The 20,451-nt window shown below is 70.7% G+C and carries 19 protein-coding genes; 9 read left to right on the top strand and 10 right to left on the bottom strand.

All coding sequences use genetic code 11. The features are described 5' to 3' along the window. Position 1 precedes the first annotated feature (1 nt). The 4 genes from GGD88_RS14255 (at position 2) to GGD88_RS14240 (ending at position 3,181) form a co-directional block, all read left to right on the top strand. Entirely contained in the window at positions 2 to 1,000 is a 999-nt protein-coding gene (locus GGD88_RS14255) for an ABC transporter permease subunit (protein ID WP_184436599.1), read from the top strand. Continuing rightward, entirely contained in the window at positions 997 to 2,190 is a 1,194-nt protein-coding gene (locus tag GGD88_RS14250; protein WP_246423786.1) for an ABC transporter permease, read from the top strand. The genes GGD88_RS14255 and GGD88_RS14250 overlap by 4 nt, the downstream gene beginning before the upstream one ends. A 34-nt stretch (positions 2,191 to 2,224) precedes the next feature. Next, a complete protein-coding gene (locus GGD88_RS14245; RefSeq protein ID WP_343056375.1) occupies positions 2,225 to 2,623 on the top strand; it encodes a DUF423 domain-containing protein in 399 nt (132 codons plus the stop codon). 192 nt (positions 2,624 to 2,815) lie between these two features. Continuing rightward, positions 2,816 to 3,181, top strand: a complete 366-nt coding sequence (locus GGD88_RS14240) for a response regulator (protein ID WP_184436597.1) — start codon at positions 2,816 to 2,818, stop codon at positions 3,179 to 3,181. 138 nt (positions 3,182 to 3,319) lie between these two features. Here the strand turns inward: GGD88_RS14240 and rpmG are convergent, their stop codons facing one another. From rpmG to GGD88_RS14210, 6 genes are all read right to left on the bottom strand, one after another. Next, a complete protein-coding gene (gene rpmG, locus GGD88_RS14235) occupies positions 3,320 to 3,487 on the bottom strand; it encodes a 50S ribosomal protein L33 (protein WP_184436595.1) in 168 nt (55 codons plus the stop codon). Between the two features lie 66 nt (positions 3,488 to 3,553). After that, positions 3,554 to 4,057: a GNAT family N-acetyltransferase gene (locus GGD88_RS14230; RefSeq protein ID WP_184436593.1), complete on the bottom strand. Its 504-nt coding sequence runs from the start codon at positions 4,055 to 4,057 to the stop codon at positions 3,554 to 3,556. Next, positions 4,057 to 4,656 carry a sarcosine oxidase subunit gamma gene (locus GGD88_RS14225; RefSeq protein ID WP_184436591.1) on the bottom strand — a complete coding sequence of 200 codons (600 nt, stop codon included), beginning with the start codon at positions 4,654 to 4,656 and terminating at the stop codon, positions 4,057 to 4,059. The genes GGD88_RS14230 and GGD88_RS14225 overlap by 1 nt, the downstream gene beginning before the upstream one ends. Beyond that, positions 4,649 to 7,711: a sarcosine oxidase subunit alpha family protein gene (locus GGD88_RS14220; protein WP_184436589.1), complete on the bottom strand. Its 3,063-nt coding sequence runs from the start codon at positions 7,709 to 7,711 to the stop codon at positions 4,649 to 4,651. The genes GGD88_RS14225 and GGD88_RS14220 overlap by 8 nt, the downstream gene beginning before the upstream one ends. Then, positions 7,708 to 7,977 (bottom strand): sarcosine oxidase subunit delta, encoded by a 270-nt coding sequence (locus GGD88_RS14215; RefSeq protein ID WP_184436587.1) that lies wholly within the window; start codon positions 7,975 to 7,977, stop codon positions 7,708 to 7,710. Before GGD88_RS14215 ends, GGD88_RS14220 begins: the two co-directional genes overlap by 4 nt. 37 nt (positions 7,978 to 8,014) lie before the next feature. Beyond that, positions 8,015 to 9,274 carry a sarcosine oxidase subunit beta family protein gene (locus GGD88_RS14210; RefSeq protein ID WP_184436585.1) on the bottom strand — a complete coding sequence of 420 codons (1,260 nt, stop codon included), beginning with the start codon at positions 9,272 to 9,274 and terminating at the stop codon, positions 8,015 to 8,017. Positions 9,275 to 9,798: 524 nt separating this feature from the next. Between GGD88_RS14210 and ppa the strand changes: the two genes are divergently transcribed. Next, a complete protein-coding gene (ppa, locus tag GGD88_RS14205; protein ID WP_184436582.1) occupies positions 9,799 to 10,335 on the top strand; it encodes an inorganic diphosphatase in 537 nt (178 codons plus the stop codon). A gap of 479 nt (positions 10,336 to 10,814) precedes the next feature. Next, positions 10,815 to 11,423 (top strand): LOG family protein, encoded by a 609-nt coding sequence (locus GGD88_RS14200; protein ID WP_184436580.1) that lies wholly within the window; start codon positions 10,815 to 10,817, stop codon positions 11,421 to 11,423. A gap of 16 nt (positions 11,424 to 11,439) precedes the next feature. Here GGD88_RS14200 and GGD88_RS14195 read toward each other — a convergent pair whose 3' ends face one another. The 3 genes from GGD88_RS14195 to GGD88_RS14185 all read right to left on the bottom strand — a co-directional run bounded on the left by GGD88_RS14195 (position 11,440) and on the right by GGD88_RS14185 (position 13,160). After that, complete coding sequence (locus tag GGD88_RS14195; RefSeq protein WP_184436578.1) at positions 11,440 to 12,201, bottom strand: SDR family NAD(P)-dependent oxidoreductase; 762 nt, start codon at positions 12,199 to 12,201, stop codon at positions 11,440 to 11,442. Positions 12,202 to 12,297: 96 nt separating this feature from the next. Then, positions 12,298 to 12,774, bottom strand: coding sequence for a peptide-methionine (R)-S-oxide reductase MsrB (msrB, locus tag GGD88_RS14190; protein WP_184436576.1), 477 nt, complete (start codon positions 12,772 to 12,774; stop codon positions 12,298 to 12,300). Positions 12,775 to 12,830: 56 nt separating this feature from the next. Continuing rightward, positions 12,831 to 13,160 carry a transcriptional regulator gene (locus tag GGD88_RS14185; protein WP_184436574.1) on the bottom strand — a complete coding sequence of 110 codons (330 nt, stop codon included), beginning with the start codon at positions 13,158 to 13,160 and terminating at the stop codon, positions 12,831 to 12,833. Between the two features lie 189 nt (positions 13,161 to 13,349). On the opposite strand from GGD88_RS14185, the gene rnr reads away from it, so the two are divergent. The 3 genes from rnr (at position 13,350) to GGD88_RS14170 (ending at position 18,746) form a co-directional block, all read left to right on the top strand. Next, positions 13,350 to 15,635 carry a ribonuclease R gene (gene rnr, locus GGD88_RS14180; protein ID WP_184436572.1) on the top strand — a complete coding sequence of 762 codons (2,286 nt, stop codon included), beginning with the start codon at positions 13,350 to 13,352 and terminating at the stop codon, positions 15,633 to 15,635. Positions 15,636 to 15,775: 140 nt separating this feature from the next. Continuing rightward, on the top strand, positions 15,776 to 17,386 hold the full coding sequence (locus tag GGD88_RS14175; RefSeq protein ID WP_184436570.1) for a S41 family peptidase: 1,611 nt from the start codon (positions 15,776 to 15,778) through the stop codon (positions 17,384 to 17,386). A 568-nt stretch (positions 17,387 to 17,954) separates the two neighbouring features. After that, on the top strand, positions 17,955 to 18,746 hold the full coding sequence (locus tag GGD88_RS14170) for a substrate-binding periplasmic protein (protein ID WP_184436568.1): 792 nt from the start codon (positions 17,955 to 17,957) through the stop codon (positions 18,744 to 18,746). Between the two features lie 147 nt (positions 18,747 to 18,893). Here the strand turns inward: GGD88_RS14170 and lpdA are convergent, their stop codons facing one another. Next, a complete protein-coding gene (lpdA, locus tag GGD88_RS14165; protein WP_184436565.1) occupies positions 18,894 to 20,306 on the bottom strand; it encodes a dihydrolipoyl dehydrogenase in 1,413 nt (470 codons plus the stop codon). Positions 20,307 to 20,451: the final 145 nt, after the last annotated feature.

The raw sequence follows: 20,451 nt of genomic DNA, 5'->3' as shown, positions 1-20,451 counted from the left end.
CGTGGGACCCTACCTGATCCGACGCCTGGGTCTGATGCTGCTGACGCTGGCGGTGACCAGCGTGCTGGTGTTCGTCATCATCCAGTTACCGCCGGGCGACTACCTGACGACCTATATCGCGGAGCTGCGCGCTCAGGGCGAGATGGTGCCGCAGGAGCGCATCGACTACATGCGCGAGGAATACGGCCTGGACAAGCCACTGGTCGAGCAGTACCTGGTCTGGGTCGGTGGCCTGCTGCAAGGGGATCTCGGGTATTCCTTCGAGCACAGCGTGCCCGTCTCGACCCTGATCGGCGATGTGTTCATCCTGACGCTGGTGGTCAATTTCGCCACCGTCCTGTTCGTCTACCTGGTGGCGTTCCCCATCGGCCTGTACACCGCCACCCATCGCTATTCCGTCGGCGACTACAGCCTGACCTTCATCGGCTTCCTGGGCCTGGCGACGCCCAACTTCCTGCTGGCGCTGATCCTGCTCTACCTCGCCAACCGATGGTTCGGCACCTCGATCGGCGGCCTGATGGACCCCGCGTACCTGGAGGCGCCGTGGAGCGTCGCCAAGGCGCTGTCGGTGCTGGAGCACCTGTGGGTGCCGGTGGTGGTGATCGGCACCGCCGGAACCGCCGCCATGATCCGGCGCCTGCGCGCCAACCTGCTGGACGAGTTGAACCGACCCTACGTCACCACCGCGCGGGCCAAGGGGGTGCCGCCCACCCGGCTGCTGGTCAAGTATCCGCTGCGCATGGCGTTGAACCCGTTCGTCGCCGACATCGGCAACCTGCTGCCGCAACTGGTCTCGGGCTCCGTGATCGTCTCCGCCATCATGAGCCTGCCGACCACCGGCCCGCTGCTGCTGCGGTCGCTGGAAACGCAGGACTACTACGTCGCGGGGGCCATGCTGATGTTCCTGGCGCTCCTGACGGTCGTGGGGCAGTTCGTCTCGGACGTTCTCTTGGCGGTGCTCGACCCGCGCATCCGACTGGGTGGGGGGCTGGCGAAATGACCCGGACACCGCCCCCCGCGACCGACCGCCTCGACCCCGAACGCATGGACGCGCATTTCGTCAGCGACGCACCGTTCGACCCCACGGCCGACGAGGTGATGCCCGAAGCCCGCCGCAAGGAGCTGGAGGCCGGCTACTGGCGGCTGGTGTGGTGGAAGCTGCGTCGCCACAGGCTGGCGGTGGCCAGCGGCCTGGTGCTGATCGCGCTCTACCTGATCGTCGTCTTCGCCGAGATCCTGGCGCCCTACGCCCTGGGCGACCGCGACACCGATCACATCTACGCCCCGCCGCAGCCGGTGCACCTGTTCCACGAGGGCCGGTTCGTCGGGCCGTTCGTCTACCCGCTGGTCTACGAACTGGACATGACCCGGCTACAGCGGACCTACACGCCGGACACGACGCGGCCGCAGCCCATCCGGTTCTTCTGCGCGGGCTCCGACTACCGCTTCTGGGGCCTGATCCCCGGGGATTTCCGCCTGATGTGCGCGCCGGAGGGGGGCACCCTGTTCCTGCTCGGCACCGACCGGCTGGGCCAGGACATGTTCTCGCGCCTGCTCTACGGGACCCGCATCTCCATGACCGTAGGCCTGCTGGGCATCGCGGTCAGCTTCGTGATCGGCATCACGCTGGGCGGACTGGCCGGCTACTTCGGCGGCTGGGTCGACACCGTGGTGCAGCGCATGATCGAGATCCTGCGCTCGCTGCCCGAACTCCCCTTGTGGATGGCGCTGTCCGCAGCCGTGCCGGTGACCTGGAGCCCGATCGTCGTCTTCTTCTGCATCACGCTGATCCTCGGCCTGATCGACTGGCCGGGGCTGGCGCGGGCGGTGCGCTCCAAGCTGCTGGCGCTGCGCGAGGAGGAGTACGTCACCGCCGCCACCCTGATGGGCGCCCGGCCGGCGCGGGTGATCGGGCGCCACCTGCTGCCCAACTTCGCCAGCCACCTGATCGCCTCGGTCACCCTGTCGATCCCGGGCATGATCCTGGGCGAGACCGCGCTGTCGTTCCTGGGCCTGGGCCTGCGCCCACCCGTGACGAGCTGGGGCGTGATGCTGACCGAGGCCCAGAACATCGAGGCGGTGGTGCTGTATCCCTGGCTGATGACGCCGATGGCGGCGGTGATGATCGCCGTGCTGGCGTTCAACTTCCTGGGCGACGGCCTGCGCGACGCCGCCGACCCCTACGACTGATCGTCCCGCCCCCCTACCCTGAAGGAGACCCGCCGTGTCCCGCCCCGCCCTGTGGATCGTTGTTGGCGCCCTGTTCGGCCTGCTGGCCGTCGCCCTGGGGGCGTTCGCGGCCCACATCCTGGAGGCGCGCGGTGCCGCGCGGGCGGTGGACCTGGTGGAGACGGCCGCCCGCTACCAGGCCACCCATGCGCTGGCGCTGGTGCTGTGCGGCCTTCTGGGGCTGATCGCCGGTGCCGGCGCGCCGGCCGCGCGCTGGGCCGGCCGGGCCGGCCTGTTCTTCACCCTGGGCATCGTGCTGTTCTGCGGCGCCCTGTACGGTATCGCCCTCCTGGGCTGGCCGTTGGGCATGGTGGCCCCGCTCGGCGGCACGAGCTTCATGGTCGGGTGGGGCCTGCTGGCCGTGGCCGGTTGGCGGGCATCGCGGCCGGCGTGACCGATCCGGCACGCCCCGAAACGGGACGCGCCCTGTTGGAATCTTAAGGAATCCCGAGTACAAGCGGGAGAGGACACAGGTGCCAGAGTCCGCACCGGACTCCGGCGGCGCCGCACAGAACGGGCCACCCCGCAGGCGTTCGCCGCCTCTCCCGGAGCAGGCCGGGCCCAGCCAGAACCAGGCAGGCAAGCCATGTCGAAAACCATCCTGATCGTGGAAGACAACGAGTTGAACATGAAGCTGTTCAACGACCTTCTACAGGCGCACGGCTACACGACGGTTCAGACCAGCGACGGGCGCGAGGTCATCGGGATGGCGCGTGATCACAAACCCGACCTGATCCTGATGGACATCCAGTTGCCCGAGATCTCGGGCCTGGAGATCACCAAGATGCTCAAGGAAGATGCCGACCTGAAGGGCATTCCGGTCGTGGCCGTCACCGCCTTCGCCATGAAGGGCGACGAGGAGAAGATCCGCGAAGGCGGCTGCGAGGGCTATATCGCCAAGCCGATCTCGGTCGCCAACTTCCTCCAGACCGTCTCCAAGTTCCTGAACTGACCGGAACCCGGGCCGGGCCCGACCGGGCCGGCGCGGGGCACCCAAACGAAAACCGCCAGCGCGGGCCGGCGGTTTCGGGGGCGCGGGCGCCGATCGTGGCGACCGCCGTCGGAAGGCCGAGGGGACCGATCGGTCCCGTCAGCGCAGCTTGGTTTCCTTGAAGACCACGTGCTTGCGCGCCTTCGGATCGTACTTGCGGAACTCAAGCTTCTCGGTCGTCTTGCGCGGGTTCTTCTTGGCCACGTAGAAGTAGCCCGTGCCCGCCGTGCTCTCGAGCTTGACCTGGATGGTTGCCGGCTTCGCCATGGCGCGGATCCCGTTGCAGAAAGGAGTGAAATCGAGCCGTGCACCATACCCGGATGCCGGCCGCTGTCAAGAACGCGATGGCGCGCCTGTCGGGTCCAGCGGCCAGTCGTAGACCACCCAGTCGGTGCGCGTTCCCAGACGGTCGTACAGCGCCCGCGCGGTCACATTGCCGGCCTGCGTGCGCCAGTACAGCTTGCGCCAGCCGGCCTGGCGGCCAATGGCGGCACAGGCGCTCATCAGCGCCGTCCCGGCCCCGCGTTTGCGCTGGGCCTCGGCGACATAGAGGTCTTCCAGATAGCCCACCGGCTCGATCGACCAGGTGCCCAGGTGTTCCAGCAGGGTCGCGAAGCCGACCAGCCCCCACCCTTCCGGGCCCTGGCTGTCGGCCACCAGGCAGCGCAGCGCCGGAACCTTCGGGTCCAAACAGCGGCGCCAGGTCTCGGCGGTGACCGCCTCCGGGATGTCCACCGAGTAGAACTTGCAGTAGCCGGACCACAGAAGGCGCCAGCCGGCCTCGTCCTCGGGGCGGGCGAAGCGCACGGTGAGGGCCTGGGCGCCGGGCTGGCTCATCACGGGCAGACCTCCAGGCCATGGACCAGGGCCTCGGTGGACAGGGTCTCCCACAGCGCGACCGCATAGCTGCGCGGGACATGGATATCGACCGTCTCCGCCGTCCCCGCATGCAGCAGCACCGGCACGGCGAACAGCAGGGTCTGGGCGCAGCGCCCGGCCGGCAGCCCGTCCACCGACAGGTCGAGCAGACACCCGCCGGCCAGCACGGTCCGCACCGCCGGCCCGACCAGCCGCAGCACGCAGCGGCCGTGCGACAGGTCCACCACGCTCAGGCCGGCGGCCGCGGGCCGCGGCGCGCGCGGCGGCAGCACCAGCAGCCACCGCCCGGGCCCCAGCCACAGCGCGGCCGGCCCGTCCGGTCCCTCGGGCGCCGTCCCGGTGTTCGGCATCCGCGGCAGGGTCAGACCGGCCAGGGTGGCGGGCGCGGCGGCGCGGCCGGCGTCGACATGCCACAGGGCACGGTCGCGGCGCTCGGTCGCCGTCACACCCGGCGGCCCGTCGCTGGCGCCGTGGCGCCCCGGACCCCAATGCTCGGCCAGCGGCGAACACGGCGCCGGACGGTCGAACACGGCGGCGGGATCAGCGGTCTCAGGCATGCTGGCGCCTCCCTTCCGGATCATAGACATGGGGCGCCACCACCCGGGCCGGCGTCGCGGTGCCCTTGAGCGGGTGGCTGACCAGCACGGTCTGGCCCTCCCAGCGCGCCAAGCCGCCCTTGAGGAAGCCGAGCGCCACCGGATGGCCCACCCCCGGCCCGGCACAGCCGGAGGAGACGTGGCCGATCATCGGCACCGGCGGCGGGGTGTCGCGGTCCGCGACCGCCACGATCTGGCTGCCGCCGGCCAGGACGGTCGCGCCGTCCTCCGGCACCAGCCCGACCAGCGCCGGCCGCTCCGGGTCCGTCAGCGCGGCCCGTTCCAGCAACCGCCGGCCGATGAAGCTCTTCTTGGTGGAGACCATGCGGCCCAGCCCCAGGTCATGGGGCGTGGTGCGCCCGTCCAGCTCCGGCCCGGCGACGTGGCCCTTCTCGATCCGCATCACCCCCAGCGCCTCGGCGCCGTAGGGGGTGAGCCCGAACGGCTTGCCCACCATGACCAGGCGGCGCCACAGGGCGTCGCCATAGCCGGCCGGGACGTTGATCTCGTAGGCGAGTTCGCCCGAGAAGCTGATGCGGAACAGCCGCGCCGGCAGCCCGCAGACCGTGCCTTCGGTCACCCCCATGAACGGCAGGGCGTCGTTGGAGACGTCCAGATCCGTCGCCTCCTCCAGCACCCGGCGGCTCTTCGGTCCGGCCAGGGCGACGGCGGCCCATTCATCGGTGGTCGAGACCACGCGCACATCAAGCTCGGGCCACAGCACCTGGAGGCCGTATTCCAGGTGCGTCATGACCGCGACTGCGTTGGCCGTGGTGGTGGTCATGGCGAAGTGGTCGTCGGCCAGGCGGGCGGTGGTGCCGTCGTCCATCGCCAGGCCGTCCTCACGCAGCATCAGGCCATAGCGCGCCTTGCCGACCGCCAGGCCCTTCCAGCCGTTGATATAGACGCGGTTGAGAAATTCGGCCGCGTCCGGCCCCTGGACGTCGATCTTGCCCAGGAACGACACATCGCACAGGCCGACCCCGGAGCGGGTCGCGATCACCTCGCGGCGCACCGCCTCGGCCAGGGTCTCACCGTCGCGCGGGAAATGGCGCGGGCGCAGCCACAGCCCGGTGGGCTGGAACACCGCGCCCATCTCGGCCTGGGCCGCGTGCATCGGCGAGCGGCGCACCGGCGCGATGTGCGCCCCTACGTGACGTCCCGCCAACGCGCCCAGCGTCACCGGGGTGTAGGGGGCGCGGAAGGTGGTGGTGCCCACCGCCGGGATGGGCTCGCCGCGCGCCTCCGCCAGCAGGGCGAGACCGGCGACGTTGCTGGTCTTGCCCTGATCGGTGCCCATGCCAAGGGTGGTGTAGCGCTTCAGGTGCTCGACGCTGGCATAGCCCTCGCGGTGGGCCAGGGCGATGTCCTCGACGGTCACGTCGTCCTGGATGTCGACGAACCGCTTGCCGTTGGCGACCGCCGGCTTGGGCACCGCCCACAGGGCCGTCTGGGGCTGGCCCGACCCGGCCATGGCGGGATCGTCGGCGCCGACCGTGGGCAGCGGGGGCGCCGCGCCCGGCCGCAGGCCCAGGGCCTCGGCGGCCCCCTGCCCGGCCGCCAGACCATCCGCAAGGGCGTCATCAAGGCGCAGCACCCCGGCGCAACCGCCGCACATCCACTCCTTGCCGCGCTCGGGATCGGGCAGGAAGGCCAGCCGCTCCGCATCCCACACCGGTTTCGCCCCGGCCTGGGCATGCAGGTGCAGGGTCGGGCTCCAGCCCCCGGCGACCGCCAGCAGGTCGGCGTCGATCCAGTCGCCCACCGGCACCATGTCCGGGCCGCCGTCCACGAGCCGGTTGACCGTCACCCCGTTCAGGCCACGCCGGGCGGTACCCTGGGTGTCGGCGATGACATGGCCGTCGCGGACGGGAATGCCCAGGGCGCGCACCCGGTCCGGCAGCGGGCCGCGCACCCCGGCGCGCGGATCGACCACCGCCGGCACCTGAATCCCGGCGGCGTGCAGGTCGAGCGCGGTGCGGTAGCCCTCGTCGTGACTGGCGAACAGCACCGCGCGGCGCCCGGGGGCGACGGCATACTGGTTGACGTAGGCGCGCGCGGCGCTGGCCAGCATCACGCCGGGACGGTCGTTGCCGGCGAACACCAGCGGGCGCTCGATGGCCCCGGTCGCCAGCACGGTCTGGCGGGCGCGGATCTGCCACAGGCGCTGACGCACGCGATCCGGCGCGGGCGCGGGATCGTGGTCGGCGACCCGCTCCACCGCCTGCCAGAAGCCGTGGTCGTGCTGCCCGGTCACCGTGGTGCGCGGCAGCAGGGTGACGCGGTCCCCCAGGGCGCGCAGGGCGTCCAGGACGGCGGCGACCCAGGCATGGCCGGGCGCCCCGTCCAGCGTGACCCGCTCGCGCAGCAGACAGCCGCCCAGGGCGGCGCGTTCGTCGGCCAGGATCACCCGGGCGCCGGCCCGCGCCGCCGCCCACGCCGCCATCAGGCCGGCCGGCCCGGCCCCCACCACCAGAAGATCACAGTGGGCGCCGCGGTGCGCATAGGCATCCGGGTCCGCGGCGGTCGGACTGCTGCCCATGCCGGCCAGGCGGCGCAACACCGCCTCTTGCAGGGGCCACAGCCGCGCCGGGGTCATGAAGGTCTTGTAGTAGAACCCCACCGGGGCGAAGGCGCCGACGAGCCCGGTCAGCGCGCCGGCGTCCCAGCGCAGCAGCGGCCAGCGGTTCTGTGAGCGCGCCTCCAGGCCGTCGACCAGATCCACCACGGTGGCCCGCGTGTTGGGCTCGTGGCGCGCCCCCGCCCCCACCGCCACCAGCGCCGACGGCTCCTCCGGCCCGTCGCCGACGATGCCGCGCGGCCTGTGATACTTGAACGAGCGGGCGACCAGCCGCACCCCGTTGGCCAACAGCGCCGACGCCAGCGTGTCGCCCGGGTGCCCGGTCAGGGCGCGGCCGTCGAACCGGAAGGTCAGCGCCCGGCCGCGGTCGATCAGGCCACCATGCTCCAGGCGTTCGGGCTGGCGGGCCGGTTTGGGGGACGCGGTCGCGCTCATGGCGCCACCTCCGCCCCCGGCAGCGGATGGCTTGCCGCCACCGCGTGCGTGACGGTGTCACGCTCCAGCACGAACCATTGCCGGCAGCCCGCGCCATGGCGCCACAGCTCCCGCGCCGCGCCCTTCGGGTTGTCGCGCTCATAGACGTAGCGGGTCCAGTCCTCCAGCGGGGCGTCGTCGGCCGGTCGGGCGCGGTCGGCCGGGCCACCGTAGCTGAACTCCACACGCGGACGGGGGCCGCACCAGGGACAGGGGATGAGCATCATGGCGACAGGGTCCTCGGCAGGCGGAAAGCGGCGTGGATCAGTGCAGGACGGGCGTCGGCCCCACCCCCTTCTCGTCCAGGGTGGCGCCCCGCGCGAAGCGGTCGAGCGCGAACGGTTCGACCAGCGGATGCGGGTGGTCGTGGGCGATGGTATGGGCGAAGCACCAGCCGGAGGCCGGCGTGGCCTTGAACCCGCCGTAGCACCAACCGCCGTTCAGGTAGAGGCCGGGGACCGGCGTCTTGTCGATGATCGGGCTGCCGTCCATGGTCATGTCCATGATACCGCCCCACGTGCGCATCAGTCGCAGCCGGGAGAAGGCCGGGAACAGCGCCACGGCGGCGGCGCAGACGTGCTCGATCAGCGCCGTCTCGCCGCGCTGGGCGTAGCTGGGGTAGCCGTCCAGGTCGCCGCCGAACACCAGCTCGCCTTTGTCGGTCTGGCTGATGTAGCAGTGCGCCGCGCCCGAGGTGACCACGGTATCCAGGCAGGGCTTGACCGGTTCGGTGACCATGGCCTGCAGGACGTGGCTTTCGATCGGCAGACGCAGGTCGACCATGTCGGCAAGCTGGGTGGTGTGACCGGCGACGCAGAGCCCGACCTTCTCGCAGCCGATGCGCCCGCGCGTGGTCTCGACCCCGGTTACGGCGCCGGTGCCGTCGCGCTCGATGGCGGTGACCTCGCAACCCTGGATCAGGTCCACGCCGAGCGCATCGGCGGCGCGAGCGTAGCCCCAGGCGACGGCATCGTGGCGGGCGGTGCCGGCGCGGCGCTGGATCAGACCGCCGACAACCGGAAACCGGGCTTCGGCGGAGGTGTCCAGCAGCGGCGCCAGCCGCCGGATCGAGGGCAGGTCGACCAGGTCGGCGTCGATCCCGTTGAGCCGCATGGCGTTGCCGCGCCGGGCGAAGGACTCCATCTGGGCGTCGGTATGGGCCAGGTTGAGGACCCCGCGCGGGCTCAACATCACATTGAAGTTCAGGTCGCGCGACAGCCCCTCCCACAGCTTCAGGCCGTGTTCGTAGAAGGCAGCGTTGGCGTCCAGCAGGTAGTTGGAGCGCACGATGGTGGTATTCCGGCCCACGTTGCCGCCGCCGAGCCACCCCTTCTCCAACACCGCCACCCGGGTCAGGCCATGATTGCGGGCCAGGTAGTAGGCCGTCGCCAAGCCGTGCCCGCCGCCCCCGACGATGACGACGTCGTAGTGATCCTGGGGCGCGGCGTCGCGCCAGGCCCGCGACCAGCCGGTGTGACCGGCGAACCCTTGGCGGATCAGGGACAGGGCGGAGTAGCGGGTCATGCGTGTATCCTGTTGGGCGTCGGCGGGGACGGCCTGCGGGTCGTGGCCCGGCGAGGAGGGCGCCAGTGTGCCGCCAGACGTCGATTTCACACAACGGTCTTATGGAGATCCGGACCGGTGCGTGACCCCCGCGTGTTTCCTGTCAGTGAACAATATTGAACTAGGGACAACGCGGCAAGGGCTTTGCGGCGAATCTTCTCCCGCCGCTGCTCCAGGCCCCATCGCCCTGGTGACAGGGCGGGCCCGGCGATCGCCGCGCGGGCCGGGAAGTTGGCCCGCGCCAGGGTTTTGCGGCAACGCGAAAGCCGCTATGGTCGCGTCCCGTTGCCTGCTCAGGGCGACTCCCCATCAGCGCCGAGTCCCGGCACGCCCCGGAACGGCGTGGACCTGGGGTCTCGAACGAGGACGCAGACCCGACCCAATCACAAACACGCAAAGCGGTGACACCGCGCGGCGGGCGCTGACCACAGCGTCCCGACTCGGGGCGGGCCGCTCCAGTCCAGGACAAGGATGCGAGAGAGACGATGGACCTGAAAAAGATTCCGATCGGCAAGAACCCGCCCGAGGATGTCAATGTCATCATCGAGATTCCGCTGCGCGGCGAGCCGGTCAAGTACGAGGTCGACAAGGATTCGGGCGCCATGTATGTGGACCGGATCCTGCACACCGCGATGCAATACCCGGTCAACTACGGCTTCATTCCGCACACCCTGTCGGATGACGGCGACCCAGTCGACGTGATGGTGATCGGGCGGCTGGCCATCGCCGTTGGCGCCGTGATGCGGGTGCGGCCCATCGGCGTGCTCAAGATGCAGGACGAGTCCGGCATGGACGAGAAGATCCTGGGCGTGCCGCACACCAAGCTTCACCCCTACCATGACAATGTGAACCATTATAAGGACGTGCGCCCGACCGAACTGCACCGGATCGAACACTTCTTCACCCACTACAAGGACCTCGAAGAGGGCAAGTGGACCAAGATCATCGGGTGGGGCGACCCGGAGGAAGCCTACGACGTCATCCGCACCGCCATCGCGGCGGCCGAGGCGGGCAAGGACTGACACGCGGGCCTGTCCGATGCCGATGGAGACGGTGCGCCCCCAACCAGCGGGGCGCGCCGCCCTGGTCTGATCCCGGATCGCCCGGGTCGCCCCGCCGCGCCCGATCGACCCCGTCATGACGTCAGCAAAAAAAGGGCGGCGAGGATCGCACCCCGCCGCAGTCTGGTCTTGAGGGTAAGAGGATACAAATTACCGGCGGAACCCTGACCACGTCTTCGTCAGGCGAACCCGGACGGGATCATGCTTCCCCCGGCCGCATCAGAGTACGACGGCCCGCCCGGGCCACGTGTGATCCGAGTCACAAAGGGTCGAATTTTATCCAAATCCCATACCGACCGCCGGGCCTCTGGGGCCGCCACGCGGCTTCCCACGGGGCCGTCTCATGCAGTACAACGGCCCGTCGCGGCTGCCAGGGAGGGAGCGCCGCGGCGTCCCCGTGACCGTATTCCGTCCCCTGCCATCGCATGGACCCCATCCCCATGATCGAGTTGACATCCCTCTGTGTGTTCTGCGGCGCCCGTCCGGGTGCCAACCCCGACATGGTCGACACCGCCCGCCGCCTCGGGACGGCGATCGGTCAGGCCGGCAAGACCCTGGTGTTCGGCGGTGGCCGTGTCGGCCTGATGGGCGAACTGGCGCGGGCCACGGCGGCGGCCGGCGGCCATGTCGCGGGTTTCATCCCGGAGCACCTGGAGCGCATCGAGGTGGCCGACGAGACCCTGCCTGAGCTGCACGTCGTGCCCGACATGCACACCCGCAAGCTGGGCATGTTCGAGCGCGCCGACGCCTTCTGCGTCCTGCCCGGCGGCCTCGGCACCCTGGACGAGACCTTCGAGATCCTGACCTGGCGCCAGCTCCGGCTCCACGACAAGCCGATCGCGCTGCTCAACGTGGGTGGCTACTGGGACCCGCTGCTGTCGCTCGTCGAGCGCATCATCGCCGAAGGCTTCGCCCACGCCGACAACCGCCGCCTGTTCACCGTGATCGACTCGCCGGAGGCCGTGATCCCCACCCTCGCGGCCGAACTGGCGGTGCAATCGCCGGAGGCCGCCCCGCCCCCGGGCCACGACGCCCGGGCGCTGGGCTGACCCTGGGCCGGGCCGGCTACCTCGGCTCCAGGCGCAGGGCGCCGTCCAGGCGCACGACGCTGCCGTTCATCATCGGGTTCTCGACCAGCGCCCGCACCAGGCGACCGAACTCCTCCGGCCGTCCCAGGCGATGCGGATGTAGGGTCTTCTTGATGAGCGCGTCGTAGATGTCCTGCGGCAGGGTGTCGAACATGGGCGTCTGAAACAGCCCCGGCGCGATGCACATCACCCGCACGCCGGATCGCGCGAGGTCGCGCGCCGCCGGCAGCGTCAGCGACGCCACGCCACCCTTGGACGCCGCATAGGCCGCCTGCCCCACCTGTCCCTCGGTGGCGGCGATGGAGCCGGTGTTGACGATCACGCCGCGTTCGTGCTCGGCCTCCGGCTCCAGGTCGACCATGGCGGCGGCGGCCTGGCTCATGACGTTGAAGGTGCCGATCAGGTTGATGGCGATCACGCGCGAGAAGGTGGCCAGGTCGTGCGGTCCCTCCTTGCCGACCACCCGGCCGCCGGCGACGATGCCGGCGCAGTTGACGCAGATGCGCGCCGGACCGTGCGCCGCGGTGGCCTGGGCCAGGGCCTCGGCCACGGACTCGGCGCTGGTGACGTCGCAGCCCAGGCCGAGCCCGCCGAACGCAGCGGCGGTGGCGCGGGCCCCGTCGGCATTGACGTCCAGGACGGTGACGGCGGCGCCGGCCTCGGCGAGCACGCGGGCCGTGGCCTGACCGAGCCCGGAGGCGCCGCCCGTGACGACGGCGGCGTGACCTTTGATCTGCATGGGGGGGTCTGTCCCTGTTCCGGTTTGACATACGCGGTTGCGCGCATCCCCTACCGGAAACGGGCGTTGGGCGGAAGAGGGCCGATCCGGCCCCTCCTACTCCGACGGCGCGAAGGCCAGGGACACGCCGTTCATGCAGTAGCGCTGCCCGGTTGGCTGCGGACCGTCGTCGAACACGTGGCCCAGATGGCCGCCACACTGGGCGCAGTGCACCTCGGTGCGGGGATAGACCAGCTTGTAGTCCGTGGTGGTGCCCACCGCGCCCTCCAGCGGCGCGAAGAAGCTGGGCCAGCCGGTGCCGCTGTCGAACTTGGTGGCAGCGTCGAACAGCGGCGCGCCGCAGCCCGCGCATCGGAAGGTCCCGGTGCGTTTTTCGTCGTTGAGCGGGTGGGAAAACGGCGGCTCGGTGCCGTGCTGGCGCAGCACGCGGAATTGCTCGGGCGCGAGTTCGGCCTTCCACTCCGCGTCGGTCTTCTTCACCGGGTAGTCGGTCTTGTCCGCGCCGCCGCCCAGGGCACGCGAAAGAATGCCACCGGCCATGATCGCCTCCACCTGCTGGATCCGCGGCGCCATCGGGCGCGCCGCATGCCCGATGTTGGGCGGCGGCGGGGACGGGTCAAGGTGATGTGTCAGCCGGCCTCGCGGTGGGCGGGTGCGATCGTCACATCGACGCCGGCCTCCGCCTTCAGGGCGGCCACGATGGCGAATACGACATCGGCCGGCGCATTGCTTTCCGTGCTCAATGCCCGGATCAGAGTTGCACGATCATGCTGCAGCGATGCGGCAAGCCAATCGACACCGACGGTGGCGTCGACGTAGTCGCGAAGAAGAACCTTGCCGGTGGCAACATCCCCATCGAGGAGCGCCGTCAGGGCCTCTTCGAACAGGGCGGCCCGGAAGGCCTCGTCGCGCTCAACACGCCCCCGAAGGATGTCCTTGAGGTCACGGGTCAGTGCCATGGTCGCCTCGTTCCTCAGGCGATGGTATCCCGGCACGCGAGGCACGTCGACTCACGGCCCCGACCCGTCCGCCCGCACGCGCTTGACCGCCGCCCGGGCGGTGCCCATCCTCTTGCCAACGCCATGCGGCCTTGACGCTGATGGATCCGGCCGCCCCCACCCCGCACACAACGAGACTCGACAGCCCCTTTGACCGCCAAGACCCGCAAACCGGCGCCGTTCCCGACGCGCGCCCAGATCCTGGACTACATCCGCGACAACCCCGACCACGTGGGCAAGCGGGAGATCGCGCGCGCCTTCCAGCTCGACGCCGAGCAGCGCCCCCAGTTGCGCCAGATGCTTAAGGAGCTGGAGGCCGAGGGGCTGGTGCAGCGGGGCCGCAAACGCCGCTTCGCGCCGCCGGGCACGCTGCCCGAGGTCACCGTGCTGACGGTGCACGCCACCGACGCGGACGGCGAGTTGCTGGCCCGCCCGGACGCCTGGGACACCGAGGAGCTGGGACCGCCGCCACGCGTGCTGGTGCTGCCCATGAAGGGCCGCCATGCCGCCGCCATCGGCGTCGGCGACCGCGTCCTGGCGCGCCTCGCCCGCGACGGCGAGGCCGCCTACACGGCCAAGCCGATCAAGCGCCTGGCCTCCGCGCCCACCCGCCTGCTCGGCGTGCTGGCCGAGGGGCCGGAGGGCTGGCGCCTGCGCCCGACCAACAAGCGCGACCGCAACGACTACGTGGTGCGCACCGGCGACCTGGGCGGCGCCGGGGCTGGCGAACTGGTCGAGGCCGAGATCGTGCCCGGCCGCACCTACGGCCTCAAGCAGGCCAGGGTCCTGGACCGCCTGGGCGATACCGCCAACCCGCGCGCGGTGAGCCTGATCTGCATCCACAGCCACGGCATCCCCACCGAATGGCCGCCGGAAGCCGAGGACCAAGCGAAGGCGGCCGGTCCGGCCCCGCTCGCCGGCCGCGAGGACCTCCGCGCGGTGCCCCTCGTCACGATCGACGGCGAGGACGCCCGCGATTTCGACGACGCCGTGTGGGCCGAACCGGACCCCGACCCCGCCAACCCCGGCGGCTGGCACGCCATGGTCGCCATCGCCGATGTGGCCTGGTACGTCCGCCCCGGTGACGCCCTGGATGACGAGGCCCTGCGGCGCGGTAACTCGGTCTACTTTCCCGACCGGGTGGTGCCGATGCTGCCGGAGGCCCTGTCCAACGGCTGGTGCTCGCTGCGGCCGGCCGAGGACCGGGGCTGCCTGGCGGTCGAAATGTGGTTCGACGCCGCCGGCCGGAAGACGCGCCATCGCTTCCTGCGCGGGCTGATGCGCTCGGCGGCGCGGCTGACCTATACCCAGGTGCAGATGGCCGTGGACGGCAGCCCCGACGACACCACCGGGCCGCTGGTCGAGCCGCTCTTGCGGCCCCTGTACGGCCTCTTCCACGCCCTGTTCGACGCCCGCCGCACGCGCGGCAGCCTGGACCTGGACCTGCCCGAGCGGCGCGTTATGGTTGCGGCGGACTGCAGCGTGACCGGCATCCAGCCACGCCCCCGCTACGACAGCCACCGCCTGATCGAGGAACTGATGGTGGCCGCCAACGTGTGCGCGGCGGAGGAACTGGAGCGCCTGTCGCAGCCCTGCATGTACCGCATCCACGACGAGCCGTCCCAGGAGAAGCTGTCCGCCCTGCGCGACTTCCTGGGCACGCTGGGCATCAAGCTGTCGGCCGGTCAGGTGCTGACCCCGCACCTGTTCAACCGGGTGCTGGAGCGCGCCCGCGACACCGAGCACGAACATCTGGTCAACGAGGTGGTGCTGCGCGCCCAGGCCCAGGCCGAGTACAACCCCGAGAACATCGGCCATTTCGGGCTCGGGCTGCGGCGCTACGCCCATTTCACCTCGCCCATCCGGCGCTATGCCGACCTGATGGTGCATCGGGCGCTGATCCGTGGTCTGCACCTGGGCGACGGCGCGCTCGCCGACGACCAGACCGAGCAGTTCAGCGAGATCGCCGGCCACATCTCCAGCACCGAGCGGCGCGCCGCCGCCGCCGAGCGCGACGCCGTCAACCGCTTCACGGTGTCGTTCCTGGCCAGCCGGGTCGGCGCCGTCTTCGCCGGGCGGGTCAACGGGGTCACCCGCGCCGGCCTGTTCGTCACCCTGGACGAGACCGGCGCCGACGGCCTGGTCCCTATCAGCACCCTGCCCGCCGACTTCTACTGGCACAACGAGGAGGCGCGCTGCCTGGAGGGACGCGAACACGGCCGCGTCTACCGCCTCGGCCAGCCGATCACCGTGCGTCTGCGCGAGGCCGATCCCATCGCCGGCGGCCTTCTGTTCGAGGTCCTGGAGGACGCGGACGACGCCGAAACGGGCCGATCGCCGCACCGTGCCCGTGGCCGCCCCCGCAAGGCCGGCCCGCGATCGGGACCGCAGGCCCACCGCGGCCCCGGCGTGCGCAGTGGCGCCCGCCGGCGCTGAACGGGGCCGGTACGGGGCGTGCGTTTCGGCCGCGTTTGGCCTAGAGTTGCGTCGGGACCCCGATGGCGCGGGCGGGCCGCAACACGCCATCGTTTCGCCACAGGTCGGGCCTTTCGTGGTCGTGTAGGGCAAAAGTCTTCATGCCGATGATCCGCGTTCTGCGCACACGCTCTTGGCTCTTCGGGTTGCTCGGGCTGCTGGTGGTCGCCTGTGCGCCGACGTCTGGGCCGCCGCCCGCCGCGCCACCCGCCGGCCCCGTCGCCGGGACGGTGAGCGCGACCCCCGATCCGTTCACGCGCGACGCCGCCCACCGCATGTTCACCCATGGCTACGTCGCGGTCTCCAGCCGCTACATCGAACCGGTGGACATGACCACCTTCGTGGTGGCGGGTCTGCGTGGGCTGGGGCGCATCGACCCGGCTTTGGACGCCCGCGCCGTCGCCGGCGGGATCGAGCTGCGCCACCGCGACCGCCGCGTCGCGGTGTTCCCGCGCCCGGCCGACGACCGTGGCAGCGACTGGGCCCACCTCAGCACGGGCGCCATTCAGGCCGCCCGGGCCGTCTCCGCGCCGCTGGCCGACGCCGACTCGGAAGAGGTCTACGACGCCGTCTTCGACGCCGCGCTGGCCAGCCTGGATCCGTTCTCGCGCTACGCCGGCGCCGAGGAGGCGCGCCTGAACCGCGGCAGCCGCAACGGCTTCGGCGGCATCGGGATCCTGTTCGAAATCGACGACGCCGGCGCGGTGATGGTGCGCGAGGTGGTCGCCGGCGGACCGGCCGACCGGGCCGGCCTGCACCCGGGCGACCGCATCCTGGCGGTCGACGGCCAGCCGTTCACCCGGCCCAACACCCGCATCGTGCGGGAACGCCTGCGGGGTCCAGTCGGCTCGACGGTGCGGTTGACAGTCCAGCGCGGATCACGGGTCGACGTCTCGCTGACCCGGGGCCTGATCGTGATGCCCACCGTTGCGTTGTCCATGGAGGACGGCATCGGCATCCTGCGCCTGACCAGCTTCAACCAGGCCACCTCCGACACCGTGGCCGGGGTCGTGCGCCAGGCCCGGGCCAACGGCGCGCGCGGCCTCATCATCGACATGCGCGGCAACCCGGGCGGCCTGCTCGACCAGTCGGTGACGGTGGCCGACCTGTTCCTCGAACAGGGCACCATCGTCTCCACCCGTGGCCGTCACCCGGAGGCGCGCCAGTTCTACAGCGCCACCGACGGTGACATCGCCAACGGCCTGCCCATCGTGGTGCTGATGGACGGCGACTCGGCCTCCGCCGCCGAGATCGTCGCGGCCGCGCTCCAGGACGGCGGCCGCGCGGTGGTGATCGGCACCACCAGCTACGGCAAGGGCACGGTGCAGACCGTGGTCCAGCTCCCCAACGGCGGCGAGATCACCCTAACCTGGTCGCGCTTCCACAGCCCGTCGGGCTATGTGCTGCATGGGCTCGGCGTGCCGCCGGTGGCCTGCACCTCGGGCCGGGCGACGCGCACCGAGCCGGCCGTGGTGGAGGGGGTGCTCCAGGACCTGCGCAGCCACGCGACACCGATCGCCCAACGCCTGTCATCCTGGCGCCACACGGCGTTCGAGGATACCGAACGCCGGCGCCGGCTGCGCGCCCTGTGCCCGGCCGAGCACCACGAGCCGCACGGCCTCGATGAGGTGGTGGCGCGCCGGCTGATCCAGGATCCGGCCCTGTACGCCCAGGCCATCGGGCTGGTGGGCGCCAACGCCGCCCGGCGGTAGGCGCCCGTCCGCCTCGCGCGACCCTGTGCGACGCGGGGTCCCACGCGGGAGCGTGGGACCGAGGGAGAAGGACCCACTCCTCGCGGCCGCGTGGGCGCCTGCGGACTCTCTCCTCGCGCCCACGCTCCCGCGTGGGCGCCTGCGGACTCTCTCCTCGCGCCCACGCTCCCGCGTGGGCGCCTCTGGATTCCGTATACTGGCCGGCCTGGATCCTGACTCGTCAGGATCCAGGCCCGACGCGGCATCGCCGCGCCGGCCCCTCCTCTGGTCAAGCGGGCATCGCAGAGCGATGCCAGAGTCGCGCCGGCCGACCGACGGAGAGGTCCGTGCCTCCGTCGGCCGGTATCATACGTTGATCGCGATCCGCGCGAGGATACTCATTCAATAAAAACGCGCCAAACTAGAATAAATGAACCAAGACAGACACAAGAATCATTTCATTGTTATGGATTCCATTCCTTTCGCGGACTAAAATGCATGGGATTGGCGACTGGACACACCTCGCCGCTGCCGCCTTTGAGTGTGTTGCAGGCGTCATGCCCGATCCCACCGCGGAAGGAGTCCGAACATGCTTGGCAGAGTCTTATGCGGGACCGCGACGACCGCGGCGCTGTTCCTGGCCAGCCCCGCGCTGGCGCAGGAGACCGTGCCGCTGGTGGCCGATGATGCCTACCCGCCGTTCTCCCATGTCACCGACGGCACCCTGGCGGGTGTCTATCCGGCGATCCTCGCCGCCGTCTTCGACCGGCTGGAGGGCTATACGGTGAAGACCCGTGCCGTGCCCTGGAGCCGGGCGCTGCGCACCGTGGAGACCGGCGAGGCGCTGGGCGTCTACCCCCCTTATGCCAGTTCGGGCGCCGATCGACCGTACATCGACCGCTACAGCGAGCCGATCTGGGTCGAACGCGTCGTCCTCGTCTGCGACCGTGCGCAGGATACCGCCGGACGGACCGCCTGGCCGGACGACTTCCACGGCTTCCGCATCGGCAACAACAGCGGGTTCCGCACCCCCGGCGACGCCTTCTTCGCCGCCGTCGAAGCCGGTGACATCACCCTGGACGAGGCTCCCGATGCGATCACCAACCTCCGCAAGCTGCTGGCCGGCCGCATCGACTGCTATGTGAATGCCGCGCTGTCCATCGAGTCCGGTCTGGTCGCCATGGAGGCGTCCGCCGACGAGCGCGCCCGCATCGTGGAAGTGTTGACCGTCAGCGAGAACACGGCCCACATCGGCTACGCTGCGGACGCCGACGCCTTCCCGTTCAAGGACGATTTCGCCGACAAGGTCGACACCCTCCTGACGGAGATGAAGGCCAGCGGTGAAATCCAGGCCATCGTCGACGGGTATTTCTTGAAGTAGTCCCGCGACGGGACACGAACACGGGCCGCCGCCCACCACGTGAGCACCTCTGGAGTCTGTCCTCGCGCCCACGCTCCCGCGTGGGCGCCTGTGGACTCTCTGCTTGCGCCCACGCCCGCGCGTGGGACCGGGAGCGGGTTCGCGTGCCTACAGGTGCAGCGGCCGGCCGTGCACCGCCAGCGCGGCCTCCTTGATGGCTTCGCCAAGCTGCGGGTGGGCATGGCTGGCGCGGAAGATGTCCTCGGCGCTGGCGCCGAACTCCATACCGACCACGATCTCCTGGATCAGATCGCCGGCCGACGCCCCCACGATGTGGCAGCCGAGCACCCGGTCCGAGCGCGCATCCGCCAGGATCTTGACGAAACCGTCGACGTCGTCGTTGGCGCGCGCCCGCCCGTTGGCGGTGAAGGGGAAGCTGCCGCTCTTGTAGTCGACACCGTTGGCCTTGAGCTGCTCCTCGGTCTTGCCGACGGCGGCGATCTCGGGCCAGGTGTAGACCACCGACGGGATGGCATCGTAGTTCACGTGCCCGGCCTGGCCGGCCAGCATCTCGGCCACGGCGACGCCCTCTTCCTCGGCCTTGTGCGCCAGCATCTGGCCGCCGATGACGTCGCCGATGGCATAGATGCCCTTGGCGGTGGTTTCGTAGCGCTCGTTGACCTTGATGAAGCCGCGTTCGGTGCGCTCGATGCCGTTCTTGTCCAGGCCCAGCCCCAGGCTGTGCGGCACCCGGCCGATGGCCACCAGCACGACGTCCGAGACAACATGCTCGCTGTCGCCGCCGGCGGCGGGCTGGACCGTCAGGTTGACGCCCTTGGTGGTCTTCTTGGCGGCCGTGACCTTGGTCGACAGCCGGAACTCCAGGCCCTGCTTCTTGAGGATGCGCTGGGACTGCTTGCGCACCTCGGCGTCCATGTGCGGCAGGATATGATCCAGGTATTCGATCACCGTGACCTGCGCGCCCAGCCGGCTCCACACCGAGCCCAGCTCCAGCCCGATGACGCCGGCGCCGATCACCGTCAGGCGCTTGGGCACCTTGGGCAGCGCCAGCGCCCCGGCGGAGTCGACGATCATGCGCCCGTCGATGTCGACGCCGGGCAGCGGCGCCGGCTCCGAGCCGGTCGCCAGCACGATGTGGTCGGCGATCAGGGTCATGTCGCCGCCATCGTGCAGCGCCACCCCGACCTCGTTGGGGGCGTCGATGCGGCCCATGCCGCTGATCCAGTCGATCTTGTGCTTCTTGAACAGGTAGGCGATGCCGTCGACGTTGGCCTGCACCACCTTGTCCTTGCGCGCCATCATGGCCGGCAGGTCCGGACGAACGGTCCCCGTGATCTTGATGCCGTGGTCGGCGGCCTCGTGCCTGGCCTGGGCGAACAGGTGCGACGAGTGCAGCAGCGCCTTGGACGGGATGCAGCCGATGTTCAGGCAGGTGCCGCCAAGGGTCTTGCGCATGTCCACGCAGGCCACCTTCATGCCGAGCTGGGCGGCGCGGATGGCGCAGACGTAGCCGCCCGGCCCGGCCCCGATCACGACCAGATCATAGGGTTTGTCGCTCATCTGACAGGTCCTTCCCTTAGGGGTCTTGTTGCCGCGACTCGAGGGCCGGCGTCGCCATCGGCGCGCGGTCCCCGTCGAGCATCGTCGCGGTCCGTGCGTGTGGTCCCGGCCTCCCGGTCCGACCGACAGGAAAACGGGGCGTCCA

The sequence above is a fragment of the Roseospira goensis genome, from assembly GCF_014197795.1.
Taxonomy (GTDB): domain Bacteria; phylum Pseudomonadota; class Alphaproteobacteria; order Rhodospirillales; family Rhodospirillaceae; genus Rhodospira; species Rhodospira goensis.
This window is presented reverse-complemented; position numbering and strand designations above follow the sequence as displayed.